The sequence below is a fragment of the Spirosoma terrae genome, assembly GCF_010435915.1.
GTDB classification, from domain to species: domain Bacteria; phylum Bacteroidota; class Bacteroidia; order Cytophagales; family Spirosomataceae; genus Spirosoma; species Spirosoma terrae.
The window spans coordinates 405,614-421,369 of the sequence record NZ_JAAFZH010000003.1; the positions used below are offsets into that span (position 1 = coordinate 405,614).

Here is a 15,756-nt window from a genome sequence, read left to right on the forward strand (position 1 = left end):
AAAACAGGGCGGTGGTTTCCTATTTTATCCATATGAATCAAGTAAAAACAGCTATAACTATTGTCTTAGGCTTCGCTTTGGTGGCGTGCCAATCCAATTCATCAACTGGCAGTGAGGGTTCTTCGGCCGAATCGACTGAGCAGGCCACCACTAGTTCGTCGGCAATTGCTGATGTAGAAAAACAAATCATGGCGGTTCACGATAGCGTAATGCCTGCCATGAGCGACCTCATGCGGCTTCGTAAACAGATCAATCAGCAATTAACCGAACTGGATGCTAAACCTGCCTCAAAAGAACTTACGCAACGCAAAGAGCAAGGCCGGAACCTTACAGCGGAGCTGACCAAAGCCGAAGAAGGTATGATGGCTTGGATGCATCAGTATAATGGTGATACGTTAAAAACGCTGAGTGAAGATAAAGCGCTGGACTACTTAAAAGACCAGCATCAGAAGGTAAACGCGATGAGTCAGTTAATGCGGAAGAGCATAACCGATGCCCAAACCTATCTGAAATAAGTATGCGATCGATCCAGCTTTTAGTGTGCCTGATTATACTCGCTACGTTCAGCGGGTGCAGTTCGGCGGATGTGAAACTACCCTATCTGGGTGAGCCGGAGATGGCTAGGAAAGTGGTTGATGGAAAGCAAGTCGAAGAACAGGTGTATCCGACTATTCCTGATTTCTCCTTTACCAATCAGTACGGCGAAACGGTAACTCAGAAAGACGTTAGCGGGAAAATATACGTAGCGGATTTCTTCTTCGTGACCTGCCCGACCATTTGCCCGATCATGAAAAAGAACCTACTGAATGTGTACAAAATGTACAAGGACAATCCCGATATCCGCATCCTGTCCCATACCATCGACCCCGACCACGATACGCCTGCCGTATTGAAACAGTACGCGCAGGATATGGGCGTGACGGGGAAGATGTGGCAATTCGTTACCGGCGATCGGGAGAAAATCTACGACATTGGCGAGAATCATTATCTGGTTACGGCTGGTAAAGATTCAACCGCACCGGGCGGTTATATGCATAGTGGCGCTTTTGTGCTGATCGATAAAGAAAAGCACATTCGGGGTATGTATGATGGTACTACAGTGGATGGTACTCAAAAGCTTATCCGCGACATCAATGTGCTGCGGAAAGAATATGAGTAACGCTCGTTATTGATTTCATCGCTAATGCGGACACTTGTTCTCTATATACTGCTGTTTGCCACACTGCTGCCAACGCTGAGTCAGTGGGGAACAATCGCGTATTATCAGGTCAACAAGGACTATATTGCCCGCGTTCTGTGCGAAAACCGGGGCAAGCCTCAACTGCACTGTGATGGGCAGTGTTACCTGGCCAAACGGCTGAAAGCCCAGCAGGACCGGCAGGATAAAGAAACCACCCAGCGCGTTCAGAACAGCCCTGTTCTGCAGTTATTTTGTGAAGATCATCTGGCGTTTGCCTTTGATCCCGAATGGATATTGTTGCAATCTGCTGACTGCATCGACTATCAGGTTTCGGCTTATCAATCGCCATTGATGAGCCTTTTCCGCCCTCCCCGACTATAAGTCAGACGGCATATTTTGCCGCACGAACAGTACGCTCATAGCAGACTGTCTATGAACGTACTACGTTATTTTTTCTGACTTAAACGAATCAATAGTGAAAACTTATAAGTTGTTCACAGCTCTCTGTCTATGGGCTGTGGTAGCTCTATGCGCGTCAGCTCAGACGGGCACAAAAGGGCTTGTTTTTGATGCACAAACCAAAGAACCGCTGCCAGGTGTGAGCCTGACAACGCCGGACGGTAAATCCGGAGCGGTTACTGATGCCAATGGTCGTTTTTCGTTACCAGCCACTACGTCGGAACTGACGGTATCGGCGATAGGCTACCGGAAACGTAATGTAGCCGTCATCGGTAGGCAATCGGTTACGATCGCGCTTGAACCTGCCATTGAAGATCTGCAAACCGTGGTGGTGACGGGCAACCGGGAAGCCGCGCTACGTACTGAAACGCCGATTGCCATTTCAAAGCTTTCGCCCAAACTCATCGAAGAAACCAAGCCGACGAGTATTTACGAAGTCATCAATAAAACGCCGGGCGTATTGATGGTGAACCTCAATAACGAACAGCACATGATGGCAATCCGGCAGCCCATAACGACCAATGCCTATTTCCTGTACATGGAAGATGGGGTGCCGATCCGGCCAATGGGCGTTTTTAACCACAATGCCCTGCTCGAAATGAATCAGTTTACGGTTAGTTCGATTGAGGTGGTCAAAGGGCCGGTTGCCTCTGTGTATGGGCCAGAAGCCGTAGGAGGGGCCGTAAACTTTATTACGCAGCGACCAACGGCGGTCCCGACGGCCCGGCTGGGTATTCAGGTCGATCAGTGGGGCTATCAGCGGCTTCAGGTAGGAGCGGGCGCGCAACGGGGCAAATTCGGGATTTACGTCGGCGGCTTTGTCTCTCGTCAGCGCGATTCCTGGATGGCCAGTTCCGATTACGATAAATCGTCGTATTTCACCCGGCTCGAATATGCCTTTACGCCCCAAACCCGGCTAACCGGTACGTTCTCCTACAACGATTATAACTCGCAAACCAGCGGCAGTGTAGACAGTACGGCTTTTTTCGCCCGAAACTACGTCAGCACAACCGATTTTACGTATCGCAAAACAGAATCGCTACGTAGCCGCCTGACGCTTGAGCATGACTGGAAAAATGGAATGGCGCAGACGTTTGTTACGGCTTTTCTTCGTAGCAATTCGGTTGGTCAGAATCCGACCTATTCCATCCGATGGACAACAGGATCAGCTACGGCTACGGGCCAGATCAACAGCAACGATTTCAGGAGCTACGGTTTTATCGCGCAACATACTCAGCGGTTCCGTTTTCTCAACAGTAAGCTAATCGTGGGCGCTACGCTGGATTTGTCGCCCAATACGTACTATGCGTATCAAACAGAACTGGCGGCCGAACTACGACCCGATAAACGATCGGTGCTGAAATACACCCAGCTTCGGGAGCGACCTGATATTCAATTGTCTAACTATCAGGCGGACATTCATAATACCGCTACGTATCTGCAATATGATGTTGAGCCACTGCCTAAGCTGCGGATTTCGGCCGGGCTGCGCTACGACCGGATGGCTTTTGATTATACCAATGCGCTGGATCAGAGTTCGGGCAGCAAGTCATATAGTCAGGTGACGCCTAAAGTGGGGGCAACCTACGATTTGGGCGAGGGCAAAGGCCTCTACGCGAATTTCGCTAAAGGGTTTTCACCACCGGCGTTGACGTCTATTTTCCTGAAACGTACGACGCCTGCTCCGTCGGGAGATTTGTTCTACTATAATCTGCAACCTGCTCAATTCGACAATCTGGAAATTGGTGGCTGGGCGTCGCTGCTACGTAACAAAGTGTATGTTGATGGCGCCATCTACCAGATGAATGGCCGGAACGAACTGCTCAATATTCGGCAGCCGGATAATTCTTACGATTACCAGTCGGCGGGTAAAACGCTACATCGGGGTGTTGAACTAGGCGTTACGTATCGACCATCGAAGCAGGTGTTTTTCCGACTGGGCGGCACCCATGCCATCCACCGCTTTGTTGACTTTACGCTTAGTCAGCGGGCGTCCGATGCTGTTCAGCAGGTAGACGGAAAGGATATGCCGACAGTCCCGCGCTGGCTCTGGAATACGGAAATCAGCTACTATCCGGGTTGGTTTCGACACTTCCGGGTATCGGCCGAGTGGCAGCATGTAGCAGGATGGTATCAGAATCAAATCAATACGGTTCGGTATGGCGGTTATGACGTTGCAAACGTTCGGGCGGGTTATCAGTGGAAAGGTTTTGAGGTATTTACCAACGTACTGAACGTAACGAATACGCTCTTCGCGACTAATGCAACCCGTGGTAACAACAGCACTGATCGCACGACCTACACACCGGCTGCTCCGCGCACGTTTGTGTGTGGTATCCAATATACGTTTTCGGGAAAATAAAAACAGTTGGGAGCGAGCTTGCTCGCTCCCGTAAATCACTCATAGACTATGATTTATGCCATTTTGTTGCCCATGTTATTGGCCGTTTCTGACGTAGTGCCAGTGCCTTCGGCGGTGGTTTCTAATCCTCAATCTAGTGCGTCGACACCCCGTCTGACGACCGATGCGGCTGGTAATCCATTACTAAGCTGGGTTGAAAAAGGTGAACAGACGAGTAAATTTTACTACGCCCTCTCCACGGACGGCGGGCGGACATTTGGCGAAAAAAAACTGGTAAAAACACCGGCCACATTTTCGACCCACGCCGAAGGAATGCCTAAAGTGGCGGTCAAAGCAGACGGAACCGTTCTAGCTGTTTTCGAAGTGCAGCAGCCCACGCCCGAATCGCGGTTTGCTGGCGATTTGCTTTACACCCTGTCGACGGATCAGGGGAAATCGTGGTCAGAGCCTATTTCGGTTCATCAGGATACGTCGCCGGGGAAAAAAGCTCGTCCAACAACCCGATCGTTTTCAGATGTTACTCGCCTGCCCAATGGTGAAATCGGCATTGTGTGGCTCGATGAAAAACTGCCGAATCGGGAAGGGCGCCCAGTTCTGTTTGCTCAGACAACCAAAGGGGCTGGTTTCGGGTCGGCTACCGTAGTGGATGACAATGCCTGCCAGTGTTGCCGGACGAACGTGTTTGTGGATGCAAAGAAAAACATTCATCTAACCTACCGCGATCTGCTACCGTCGACTCAGAAAGGGGAGATCGCATCCCGGGATATCAGTACGGCGGTGTCGACAGATGGGGGTAAAACATTTGGCAAACCGCAGCCGGTATTTGCGGATCATTGGCGCGTCAATGCCTGTCCGCATGCCGGACCCGTGGTGGCTGAAACAAAAAACGGCATGGCCGTAACATGGTTTTCGGGGGTAGACAATTCGGCTGGTGTTCGGTTGGCTCAGCTAGGGGTGGGGCAGCTCCTGTCGATTATTCCCACGACTCGGGCCCGGCATCCCTACGTAACGGCAACGGCCGACCAGCTTATCTGGCTGTGGGACGAAGCGGTTTCTAAAGATGGCTCGGGCGAAATGGGGTCATTTGTTCAGCGGATTGGATTTCGAATGGTGGCCGGGCAGGAAGCTAGCCCAGTCCGTTACGTAACGCCTGAAACGGTCGATGCAACGTACCCGACAGCACTGGCAACCGAAAAAGGAATTTTGATGGCGTATGAACAGACACAGGCTGGCCAGAAAACGGCCATCGTCACGCAACTGCTTCCCCTGAAAAGCGATCATGATTAAGAACGATTTTAGGGAGCGAGAAACAAACGTAGCGTGAAAATAGAACGGTGGGTAATTCGTTATGCATATGACTGAATTGCTCACAGTTTGCGATTGTAGCCAGTTTTAGTCTCTATGAATTAGGCTAAACTGGTAGGAATTCTACGGTTTTGATCTGACAATGGCTACCAGATCAAGATATCGATCAGTAATGCTTCCGGCGCTTACTGATAACCGCAACGTAGCGCCATAAACCAACGTATTATTTATAAAGCAATCAGGGAGATTCACATGAAAAACTACTTCTTCGTCGCTGTCTTTTCGGTATTGATCAGTGGTCTGATCATCGTTGCCTGTAATAGTGTCAATCCGTCCGTAGAACCGGAACCTGTAGGGTCGTTATCCCTGGCGTTCGATAATGTGGTAGGGAGTCAGAATCTTGCGTTAAATACCGGTACGTATCAGAATGCGGCTGGCGAGTCGTTTTCGGTATCCAAATTCAATTATTTTGTGAGTAATATCCGATTGAAAAAGGAAGATGGTACGGAGTATACGTTACCCCAGAGTAGCAGTTATTTTATGGTCGACGCCGAAAAACCTGATTCGCAAACCATGACATTAGCCAGCATACCGGCGGGAAATTATACGGGTATTACGTTCCTGGTTGGGGTCGATAGTGCCCGTAGTATGGCTGATATTAGTTTACGCACGGGCGTACTTGATCCCGCGTTAAACGATGGGATGTACTGGGATTGGAATTCAGGTTATATTTTCGTGAAGCTGGAAGGAAAATCAGCATCGGCACCCGCAACACAGAACAATACGTTCTTCTACCATATTGGTGGATTTGGCGGAGGAGGTACCAAAAAGATCAATAACCTGCGTACGGTAACGGTTCCGTTTAATGGAAACCTAGTAAAAGTTGATCCGTCGGTTAAACCGCAGCTTCGATTAAAGACCGATATTCTCAAGCTTTTTAATGGGCCGACCACATTAAGTATTGCCCAGAATCCGTCGGTGATGTTCGATACGTTCTCGACTAATATAGCCGATAATTACGCCAGTATGTTTAGCTACGAACAGATTCAGGCGAACCTATGACGCGTCAGACGATCTATACGATCAAATATATTGGACTTGTAGTTAGTCTGCTCCTGTTTGCACTGGCGGTTTCCTGCCAGACGAAAAACGGTGGGAATGAGCCAACGCCAAACCCAGACACAACCTCGACCAATCCAGGTGGGGTTGTATTTAATCCAACTGCTGTTCCATTTCCTCAACCAGCCAATTTCCCCATCCCAGTCTATAATCTCAGTCAGAATCCGCTTACTACGCAGGGAGTGGCGTTGGGCAAGGCGTTGTTTTATGACCCGCAATTGTCGCGCGATAGCACGATTAGTTGTGGATTCTGCCACCAGCAGTTTGCCGGATTCGCTCATTCAGACCACGCGCTGAGTCATGGTATCGACAGTAAATTTGGTCCTCGGAACGTACCGAGTATTCAAAATATGGCCTGGAGCCGCGAGTTTTTCTGGGATGGTGGTGTCACCGATCTGAATACGTTGTCGATTGCTCCACTGACCAACCCAGTCGAAATGGACATGAAGTTTGCCGACGTATTGGCGCGTGTTCAGCAGAGCCCTAAATATCCGGGTATGTTTACTGCCGCTTTTGGATCGGATACGGTTACGACGGCACGTTTTCTAAAAGCGATAGCGCAGTTTGTGGTAACAATGGTGTCGGCCGATTCGCGCTATGACAAATACGTACGGAACGAGTCGGGCGGGACGCTTACGTCGGATGAGCTGGCGGGGCTTACGTTATTTAAGCAGAAATGCGCCACCTGCCATGCCATGGATTTATTTACGGATTATAGTTACCGGAACAATGGCTTGCCCGTTGGTAGTATAAATGATCAGGGCCGTTTTATTATCACGCAGAACGAAGTGGATAGGTTAAAATTCAAAGTGCCTAGTCTGCGGAATGTTGAGCGTACGTTTCCCTATATGCACGATGGCCGTTTCAGTACGTTAGAACAGATTCTGGACCATTACACATCCGGTGTGAAGGATAGCCCAACACTCGATCCATTGCTGAAAGCAGACGGTCGGTTAGGTATTGCTATGACAGATACCGAAAAGAAACAAATCATCAGCTTCCTCAAAACCCTTACCGACAATACGTTCCTGACCAACCGGAAATTGAGCGCCAACTAGAACCGCCGGGCGGCCCGGCAGGATTTAGCTGATTTAGGGATCAATCAGAATTTGTTTTTGACTCTCTGAAACGTCCTACTGCTTAACAAAATCAGTTTTATCCAAAAATCAGCTAAATCCCGGTTTAATGGCTGTGCTGAAGCTTGTGCTGGCGGATATTGAAGAGATGAGAGATCACCAGACCAGCCGAAGCCAGATAGCCGATGTGCTCGAAAACGGGATCGACATCTTCCAGGAAAATAGCGACTGCGAACAGGGTTAGAAAACCCCACAGCGCTTTTTTGATAGCCGGAGGAGCGTAGTGACGCGTAGCAAAATAAACCGCAACAATGTTGACCCCAATAAAAATATAGTCTAAGCTCAGGTAGCCAAATCGTAGATGTTCGTCCTGAAGCAGGGCCGTCGACATCAATAAGACAGGAGTAATCAGGCAATGAATGATGCAGAGTACCGATCCTGTAATGCCGACATAATCAGCTTTGCGAGAAAGAATAGTTGTCTTCATGAACTAGTAAAAAGTGCGGCCGTATGAAGAGCCGCACTAATCCGTAACCCTCTTTTATGCAACAAAGTTGCGTAAGGTTTACGTTTAATCCAATTACTTGTTCCAGGAATATTATTCTTACTTAGTTCGCTTTCGTTAAGAGCGTGTATCCCATGAGTTTACCGTTCTTGTTGTAAGTCTCCGATTTAATATCCAGGATCTGATTATTGGTCCGGTAGCTCACGACGCGCATGGGTTTTTTAATGGTTATACCCATGACTCGATTCTCGAAATTCATGTCGGCGGTCACTTTATACGTATCGAACGTACCAGCTGGCGTGGTTACCGATTGCTGCCCTTCTACCTGGCGGTTCGTCATGGTCATGCTCATGGTTGCCATCGTATTACCACCGTTTAACAGGTCGGCATCCATCTGACCATCCGACAGCTTTTGGCCAACACTTAGTTTTCCCGGATACGTTAGCTTGTTTGTTTTCAGCTTCATTTCCATATCCTTCATGTTGCTCTGCATGCCCAGCGCCATCCCCGAAAGGTCGGCAATCAGCTCATCGCCGGTGCAGGTGTAATGAACAGGATAAGGATCACGTTTCTTGCCGTCCTCGTCTTCAAACTGCGCCACAATATCCATTACGGTTGAACCTCCTTCTTTATGGACATCTTTAACCTGATAGTTTATTTTACCGGTTAGTTTGTCTTTTGGACTGAACGTGCTCATTTCGAAGCTCATGCCGGTTTTAAAGGCAATGCCCATGCACTCCTGAGCCTGAACAGCCAGAGACGTAGTAACGAACAGTAACGTAGTAATAACTGTTTTCATAATACAGGATAGATCAGAATATGTATATGAAAACAAATGTAGAAGAGACGTTGATTATTCATTACACCTTTGAGTAAACGGCGTGATACGTAGCCTGGATGTCAACATCCGGGTAGGCCGAAAAACAACAACCTGAGGAACAGAATAACTGGAAAATGTACTTTTACGCCCAGACCATACTCACCACACCGAGCAGCATAATGAGTTTACAGAGATTACTGAGATACCCAAAATCGCGCCGGGTGTCGGCTACAACCAATCGGTAGGTCAGCCAGATAATCGGGATGAGTAGAATCAGGAAAATAAAGCCAAGCCGGAGATTACTAAGCGAATCGGCGATGAGAAACATGCTGAGAATAAACGAGCCGATCAGTACGTAGAGCAAGTATTTTGTCCGACGTAATCCCCAGACGATCGGCAACGTCCGGCAACCAAACCGAGCGTCGCCACGTACATCCTGCATATCTTTGATAATTTCGCGAACGAGTGAAATACCAAACGAAAACAGGGCATAGATGAGCAGCATTTCGGCGTTCTGCCGATAGTAAACGGCCAACACAATAAGTGATAAAGCGGTCAGGAGCGATACGACGATATTCCCGATAAAGGGCTGACGTTTTAGATGAGACGAGTAAAGCCACAGCAAAGAAGCCGAAATAACATCAGTTAAAAAGACCCATTTGCTGAGATACAATCCAATCAGACAGCCAATTACGTTCAGCAACTGATGCGTACCAATGGCCACCCGACGTTTCAGGTAGCGACCAATAATAACGCGTTCGGGTTTGTTGACGAGATCGATTTTTATATCGAAATAGTCGTTGATAATATATCCGGCTGCCGCAATACAAACCGTCGACAGCGAAAGCAGCCAGATGGTCGGGTCGGTGAGCAGTTTGGGCCAGGCTTCGCGAGGACCTACCAGCACAATACGGGCCAGAAATTGAGTCAATACCACAATCAGCAAGTTCTGCACCCGGATCAATCGGAGAAAGCCCAGAGCGAATGCCGAAAAGGGTATAGGCTGGCGCGTAGTCATGGCGGTTTTTTTACAAAAGTAACGGTTTTCTATAATTAGATAAGACGGGTATGTAGGGGAAATTGAGGATCAATTGTCTTACTAAAAAGCTGACGGACCAGGTGGCTGTTATCAAATCGTATGCTGTTGGGATTCTTTTCGTATCGGTTTGGTGTTGTTCGAACAAATCGATCCCGGCTCATTAGGGCTTATTTCATGAAAATCGGTATTGTATGCTACCCCACCTTTGGGGGCAGTGGCGTTGTCGCCACCGAATTGGGTAAAGCACTGGCAAAAAATGGCCACCAGATTCACTTTATAACCTATCAGCAACCTCCTCGACTTGATTTCTTCAATGAGAATGTTTTTTACCACGAAGTAAATATTCCCGCGTATCCGCTCTTTCAGTACGCACCCTACGAGTCGGCGCTGGCCAGCGAAATGGTTAACGTAGTGACGAACGAAAATGTTGACTTACTGCACGTTCATTACGCTATCCCGCACGCATCGGCGGCTTATATGGCCAAGATGATACTCCGTTCGCAGGGACGTAACGTACCGGTTGTAACAACGCTGCACGGAACCGACATTACGCTGGTTGGTAAAGATGCGTCATACGAACCAGTTGTTACGTTCAGTATCAATGAATCGGATGGCGTAACGGCGGTTTCCGAAAATCTTCGGCAGGATACGTACGCTCATTTTAAGATCCGTCGGGACATTGAGGTAATTCCTAACTTTATTGACCTGACCCGTTTCCAGCGTCAGCAGAAGGAGCATTTCAAGAAAGCCATTTGTCCGAACGGCGAAAAACTGATCGTTCATACGTCCAATTTTCGACGGGTAAAACGTATCGATGACGCCGTAATGACGTTCTATCATGTTCAACAGCAGATTCCCGCCAAACTGTTATTGGTAGGCGACGGACCCGAACGGGCTCGTATCGAACGACTTGTGCGCGATCTGGGCATTTACGACCAGGTTCGTTTTCTGGGGAAACTGGATGCCGTTGAAGAAGTATTGTCGGTAGCCGATTTGTTTATCATGCCTTCCGAGAACGAAAGTTTTGGGTTGGCGGCCCTGGAAGCTATGGCTTGTGAGGTGCCACTTATTACGTCTAATGCGGGTGGACTGCCAGAATTGAATGTGCAGGGCGTAACTGGGTTTATGAGTCCGGTTGGCGACGTAGCGGATATGGTCAAAAATGCGTTATATGTATTAGATGATGACCATCTGCTCGAATTCAAGGCAAATGCACTGGCGCGGGCAAAAGAATTCGAGTTATCCCGTATCTTGCCACTCTACGAGGCTTATTATGAGCGGGTACTGCAGGAAACCCGGTCTATTGAGAAAGTTATTTAGTGAATGGTTACTGTTTTTTAGTTATGTATAGACTACGTAACAGAAAGATACAACCTCAAACTGTAGACTAAAAACGCATGAATCCAAACATACCGCAAACAGATCGGAAACGCGTTGTTATTGTTGGCGCAGGTTTTGGCGGGCTGAAATTGGCTCGTAAGTTGTCCCGCAAAAAGGAATTTCAGGTTGTGCTGATCAACAAGCACAACTACCACGAATTTCAGCCTTTGTATTATCAGGTGGCGACGGCCGGACTGGAAGCTAACTCTATTCTGTTTCCGCTTCGGGCGGTGTTTGGCGATAACCCCAACGTTCATATTCGGGTAACTGCCGTTACGGGTGTCCGGGCTGCCGAGAAAACGATCGATACGGAGCTTGGGCCTATTACGTACGATTACCTGGTAATGGCTACGGGAGCCGAAACCAACTTTTTCAATCAGCAGAACATTATTCAGAATGGCCTGGCGATGAAGTCGGTGGCCGAAGCGATTGCTCTTCGGAATCGGATGTTACAGAATTTTGAAGATGCGTTGAGCGTCGTAACCGACGATGAAAAGGAAGGGTTAATGGACGTAGTGGTAGTGGGTGGTGGCCCAACGGGGGTAGAACTCTGCGGAACGCTGGCCGAAATGCGACGTACTGTATTGCCCAAAGATTACCCTGAACTCGATTTTAAAATGATGGATATTCATTTAATCGAATCGGGGGGAGAATTATTAGGGCCGATGTCGGTTCAATCGCAGGAACACGCGCTGGAGTACTTGCAGGAACTCGGGGTGCACGTGCGATTGAATACGAGAGTAAAAGACTTTGACGGACGTATTGTGACGATGAACGACGGTTCTACGTTACGTACCAATAATCTGATCTGGACGGCGGGTGTTAAAGCAAGTCCCTTAAACGGTTTACCGCCAGAAACGCTTGGTCGGGGAGGACGCGTGATCGTTAATCGCTACAGTCAGGTTCAGGGCTTCACCGATATATTTGCCATTGGCGATGTAGCCTTGATGACGGAGGAGAAATGGCCCAATGGTCATCCCCAGATTGCTCAGCCTGCTATTCAGCAGGGATTGCACTTGTCTAAGAATCTTCTTCATCTGGTTCGTAATGAGTCGATGACCGAGTTTACGTATCATGACCTTGGAACAATGGCTACGATTGGCCGTGGACTGGCAGTAGTCGAATTGCCATTTCTTAAATTTCAGGGATTTTTTGCGTGGCTAACTTGGTTGTTTGTGCATCTAATGGCAATTGTCGGTGTTAAAAATCGACTCGCTATCTTTTTGAACTGGATGTTTAACTATCTGACTTACAGTAATTCACTTCGTCTGATTATTAAACCACTAATACCCAAAGGGAGTGTTCTGGCCATGTCAGAAAAAGTGGCTGATCAGTTAGAGGTCAGTAAGACATAACCAAGATGGTAAACTTAGTTTACCATCTTTAAAACAACGGATTTGTTTTCGTTGTAGATTTGCACAATTACTTTTTTTTGTCAACGTATCTGCTTTATGGAATCGACTACTGAGAAGTTGCAAACAATGGCCGGTCATGGTAAAACCCGGCCTAAAAATAGCGGCACTAAAAAGCTATTTGATAACCCAATACTGGAAGCTCTTTCGCGCACGCATATTATGGTCCCCATTTCAATGTGGTTGGTCCTGTCTACGTTTTTAGGCTGGTATGCGTTTACGTATACCGATATGAGTACAGGTAAAATTGCCGGATTATTTGCGACCGGTTTGCTTGTATTTACCCTCTTTGAATACGTTTTGCACCGTTATTTATACCATTTGGCACCAACAACACCCAAACGGGCCAAAATTCAATATACGTTCCACGGTGTTCACCACGAATATCCGAAGGACAAAACTCGTCTGGCTATGCCGCCCGCACTGGCTATTTTCGTAGCTGGTGGTTTCTTTGGCTTTTTCTTTTTGCTGATGGGCGAAGCTGCTTATGCATTTTTCCCCGGTTTTCTGGTAGGCTATTCGGGCTATCTATCCGTTCACTTTATTGTACACGCTTACGCGCCACCTAAGAATTTCTTTAAACAGTTGTGGATCAATCACAGTGTCCACCACTACAAAAATACTGAAAGCAACTACGGTGTTTCTACGCCAATCTGGGATTACGTGTTTGGGTCGTTCCAGAAATAAGACATTTTGTTTGGTCCAGTCAATGGTTCCATAACAAACCGATTGGTTAATTCGTGAAAAGCGGTGCTGACTTATTCAGCACCGCTTTTTTTGTTGGTATCGTCATTAAGATGATCAGTATTTTTATGAGGTATTCGGAATAATGAACTATAAAAATCATTATTTGCCGCACTAAATTCCGATATTAGCGCCTGTATAACCTGATTATTATGCAAAATTATCCTCTACTTAAAACGGCCAGCTGCACAATTGCTCTCGGATTGAGCGTACTGGCTGTACAGGCTCAGTCCTTATCGGGCTTTATTCCGGCCCGGCAGGAAGCCCAAACAAAACTTGAAACCGAATTTAAAGCCAAACAATCGCCAACTGCTTTTAAGCAGCACCTTCAGAAGTTAAGTAGCGTTCCGCATATTACCGGCTCTAAAGAGAATGAGCAGGTGCGTGACTACATTGCTGAAACCATGCGTAAAGCGGGCTGGCAGGTCGATATTTATCCCCACGACGTATTACTACCCAAAGGTCCGGGCGAGATTGCCGTCGAACTGGTTGAGCCTATCCGGCAACCATTGAATATTCGTGAATTTCTGTTTAAGGAGGATAAATACAGTAGCGACCCCCGGCTAACTCCTGGCTACAACGCCTGGTCAGGCTCCGGCGACGTAACGGCTGAGGTTGTCTACGCGAACTACGGTCGGAAAGAAGATTTTGAGCAACTGAAAGCGCTGGGCATTTCGGTGAAAGATAAAATTGTTCTGGCCCGGTATGGCGGAAATTTTCGCGGTTATAAAGCGCAATGGGCGCAGGCCGCCGGTGCGATTGGCGTCATTATCTTTACCGATCCTGCCGATTCGGGGTATATGCGTGGACTGACGTTCCCTGAAGGGCCTTATTACAGTGAGAGTGTCATTCAGCGTGGCTCGCTGTTAACAACACCGTATACGGGCGACCCACTAACGCCAGGCGAAGCAGCTTTGCCGATGGATGCCAAAAATACGCCTAAGCGCCTGGATCAGAATGCCGTTGGCTTGCATAAGATTCCCGTAACGCCTTTACCATACGGGTCGGCTACTGAAATTTTGAAGCGAATGACGGGTAGCAAGGCCGTTCCATCCGGCTGGCAGGGAGGCTTGCCGTATACGTATCGTCTGGAAGGGGGGAAAGACCTGAAGGTTCGGTTGATGGTAAAGCAGGAAAATGCGATTCAGCGAATTTACCAGGTGGTTGGTACGTTGACTGGCGCTGAATTTCCCGATGAATGGATCATTGCCGGTTGCCATTACGATGCCTGGTCTTACGGGGCTACTGACCCTAACTCTGGTACGGCCATGCTGCTAAGTATGACCGAATCGTTGGGCAAACTGGCAAAAACCGGACAGCGCCCCCGCCGTACCATTAAGGTGTGCCATTGGGATGCCGAGGAGCCCGGCGTTATTGGGTCGGCGGAGTGGAGCGAGCAATTCCGGGATGAGTTAACGCAGAAAGCAGTAGCGTATATGAACTACGATGCCGCTGTGTCGGGACGGGTGTTCGGGGCCAGTGCATCGCCATCCATGAAAAAGCTAATTATCGAAGCGACGCAGGCTGTTCAGTATCCTGATTCAAACAAAACGGTTTACCAGCACTGGATGGGTCAGAAAGCCGAAGTTGGTTCAACCCGGGTAACGGGCTCCTCGGCGCCAGCTGTATTGTCTGGCGAACCTAGTATTGGCAATTTAGGCGGAGGTTCGGACCATATTGCGCCCTATATGCACATTGGCATCCCGTCGTTGAGTGCTGGTATGAACGGGCCAACGCTTTACCACTCCCAATACGACGACCTTTATTTCTACGATAAATTTGCTGATCCTACGTATAAAATGGGTCCAATGATGGAGCAGGTTGTGGGAACAATGACGCTTCGACTGGCTAATGCCGATCTGGTCCCTTTTGATGTGGCCCGTTACCCGGCCGATCTGGCTATTCACCTGAAAGCGGCTGAAAAAGCAATAAAAGCCTACTCGCCCAATTACTCCATTGAGCCGATGCTGGCTGTGGTGGCTGATCTGAAAAAAAATGCGGATGCCTGCGAAACCGCTCGGCAGACGTATCTGATAACGGGACGTACTGACAAACTGGTCGAACTAAATCGGGAGCTTCGTTTGCTGGAACGCTCGTTTATTGATCCGAAAGGCAACGCGTTTGGTGGCTGGTATCGGTCGCTTTATGCATCGTCGGACCCAAACAGTGGCTATGCTTCGTGGATGCTGCCTGGCTTCCTGTATGAAGCGTCCCTAAAATCGACGGCTAATTTGCCCGACATTGAATCGCGCTATAAAAAAGCTATCCAAACACTTAGCGAAAAATTGCTGGCATTGTCGCAGGGCATGGGATCGCCAGCTTCAGTGGGTGGTGGAAAATAGTGAAAACTAAATT

14 protein-coding genes are annotated in these 15,756 nt (G+C 48.3%); 11 read left to right on the forward strand and 3 right to left on the reverse strand.

The genetic code is table 11. The features are described 5' to 3' along the window. Positions 1 to 32: 32 nt before the first annotated feature. The 7 genes from GK108_RS09610 to GK108_RS09640 all read left to right on the forward strand — a co-directional run bounded on the left by GK108_RS09610 (position 33) and on the right by GK108_RS09640 (position 7,483). Positions 33 to 515: a hypothetical protein gene (locus GK108_RS09610; protein ID WP_163946483.1), complete on the forward strand. Its 483-nt coding sequence runs from the start codon at positions 33 to 35 to the stop codon at positions 513 to 515. A gap of 2 nt (positions 516 to 517) precedes the next feature. Further along, the gene (locus tag GK108_RS09615; protein WP_163946486.1) at positions 518 to 1,159 is read left to right on the forward strand and encodes an SCO family protein; all 642 of its coding nucleotides are present in this window, start codon (positions 518 to 520) and stop codon (positions 1,157 to 1,159) included. 24 nt (positions 1,160 to 1,183) lie between these two features. Beyond that, complete coding sequence (locus GK108_RS09620) at positions 1,184 to 1,561, forward strand: hypothetical protein (protein ID WP_163946489.1); 378 nt, start codon at positions 1,184 to 1,186, stop codon at positions 1,559 to 1,561. Between the two features lie 94 nt (positions 1,562 to 1,655). Next, a complete protein-coding gene (locus GK108_RS09625) occupies positions 1,656 to 4,001 on the forward strand; it encodes a TonB-dependent receptor (RefSeq protein WP_163946492.1) in 2,346 nt (781 codons plus the stop codon). 48 nt (positions 4,002 to 4,049) lie between these two features. Next, positions 4,050 to 5,288, forward strand: coding sequence for a sialidase family protein (locus GK108_RS09630; protein WP_163946496.1), 1,239 nt, complete (start codon positions 4,050 to 4,052; stop codon positions 5,286 to 5,288). A gap of 270 nt (positions 5,289 to 5,558) precedes the next feature. Then, the gene (locus GK108_RS09635; RefSeq protein ID WP_163946499.1) at positions 5,559 to 6,368 is read left to right on the forward strand and encodes an MbnP family protein; all 810 of its coding nucleotides are present in this window, start codon (positions 5,559 to 5,561) and stop codon (positions 6,366 to 6,368) included. Next, positions 6,365 to 7,483 carry a cytochrome-c peroxidase gene (locus tag GK108_RS09640; RefSeq protein ID WP_163946502.1) on the forward strand — a complete coding sequence of 373 codons (1,119 nt, stop codon included), beginning with the start codon at positions 6,365 to 6,367 and terminating at the stop codon, positions 7,481 to 7,483. The genes GK108_RS09635 and GK108_RS09640 overlap by 4 nt, the downstream gene beginning before the upstream one ends. Positions 7,484 to 7,607: 124 nt before the next feature. Here GK108_RS09640 and GK108_RS09645 read toward each other — a convergent pair whose 3' ends face one another. The 3 genes from GK108_RS09645 to GK108_RS09655 all read right to left on the reverse strand — a co-directional run bounded on the left by GK108_RS09645 (position 7,608) and on the right by GK108_RS09655 (position 9,844). Then, the gene (locus tag GK108_RS09645; RefSeq protein WP_163946505.1) at positions 7,608 to 7,988 is read right to left on the reverse strand and encodes a MerC domain-containing protein; all 381 of its coding nucleotides are present in this window, start codon (positions 7,986 to 7,988) and stop codon (positions 7,608 to 7,610) included. A 121-nt stretch (positions 7,989 to 8,109) separates the two neighbouring features. After that, complete coding sequence (locus tag GK108_RS09650; RefSeq protein WP_163946508.1) at positions 8,110 to 8,805, reverse strand: TapB family protein; 696 nt, start codon at positions 8,803 to 8,805, stop codon at positions 8,110 to 8,112. Positions 8,806 to 8,968: 163 nt separating this feature from the next. Further along, positions 8,969 to 9,844 (reverse strand): geranylgeranylglycerol-phosphate geranylgeranyltransferase, encoded by an 876-nt coding sequence (locus GK108_RS09655; protein ID WP_163946511.1) that lies wholly within the window; start codon positions 9,842 to 9,844, stop codon positions 8,969 to 8,971. A 195-nt stretch (positions 9,845 to 10,039) separates the two neighbouring features. On the opposite strand from GK108_RS09655, the gene bshA reads away from it, so the two are divergent. The 4 genes from bshA to GK108_RS09675 all read left to right on the forward strand — a co-directional run bounded on the left by bshA (position 10,040) and on the right by GK108_RS09675 (position 15,743). Next, positions 10,040 to 11,185 carry an N-acetyl-alpha-D-glucosaminyl L-malate synthase BshA gene (gene bshA, locus GK108_RS09660; RefSeq protein ID WP_163946965.1) on the forward strand — a complete coding sequence of 382 codons (1,146 nt, stop codon included), beginning with the start codon at positions 10,040 to 10,042 and terminating at the stop codon, positions 11,183 to 11,185. 77 nt (positions 11,186 to 11,262) lie between these two features. Next, positions 11,263 to 12,600, forward strand: a complete 1,338-nt coding sequence (locus GK108_RS09665; protein WP_163946514.1) for an NAD(P)/FAD-dependent oxidoreductase — start codon at positions 11,263 to 11,265, stop codon at positions 12,598 to 12,600. A gap of 96 nt (positions 12,601 to 12,696) precedes the next feature. Then, a complete protein-coding gene (locus GK108_RS09670) occupies positions 12,697 to 13,344 on the forward strand; it encodes a sterol desaturase family protein (protein ID WP_163946517.1) in 648 nt (215 codons plus the stop codon). Between the two features lie 209 nt (positions 13,345 to 13,553). Beyond that, positions 13,554 to 15,743 (forward strand): M28 family peptidase, encoded by a 2,190-nt coding sequence (locus tag GK108_RS09675; protein WP_163946520.1) that lies wholly within the window; start codon positions 13,554 to 13,556, stop codon positions 15,741 to 15,743. The last annotated feature ends 13 nt before the right edge of the window (positions 15,744 to 15,756 follow it).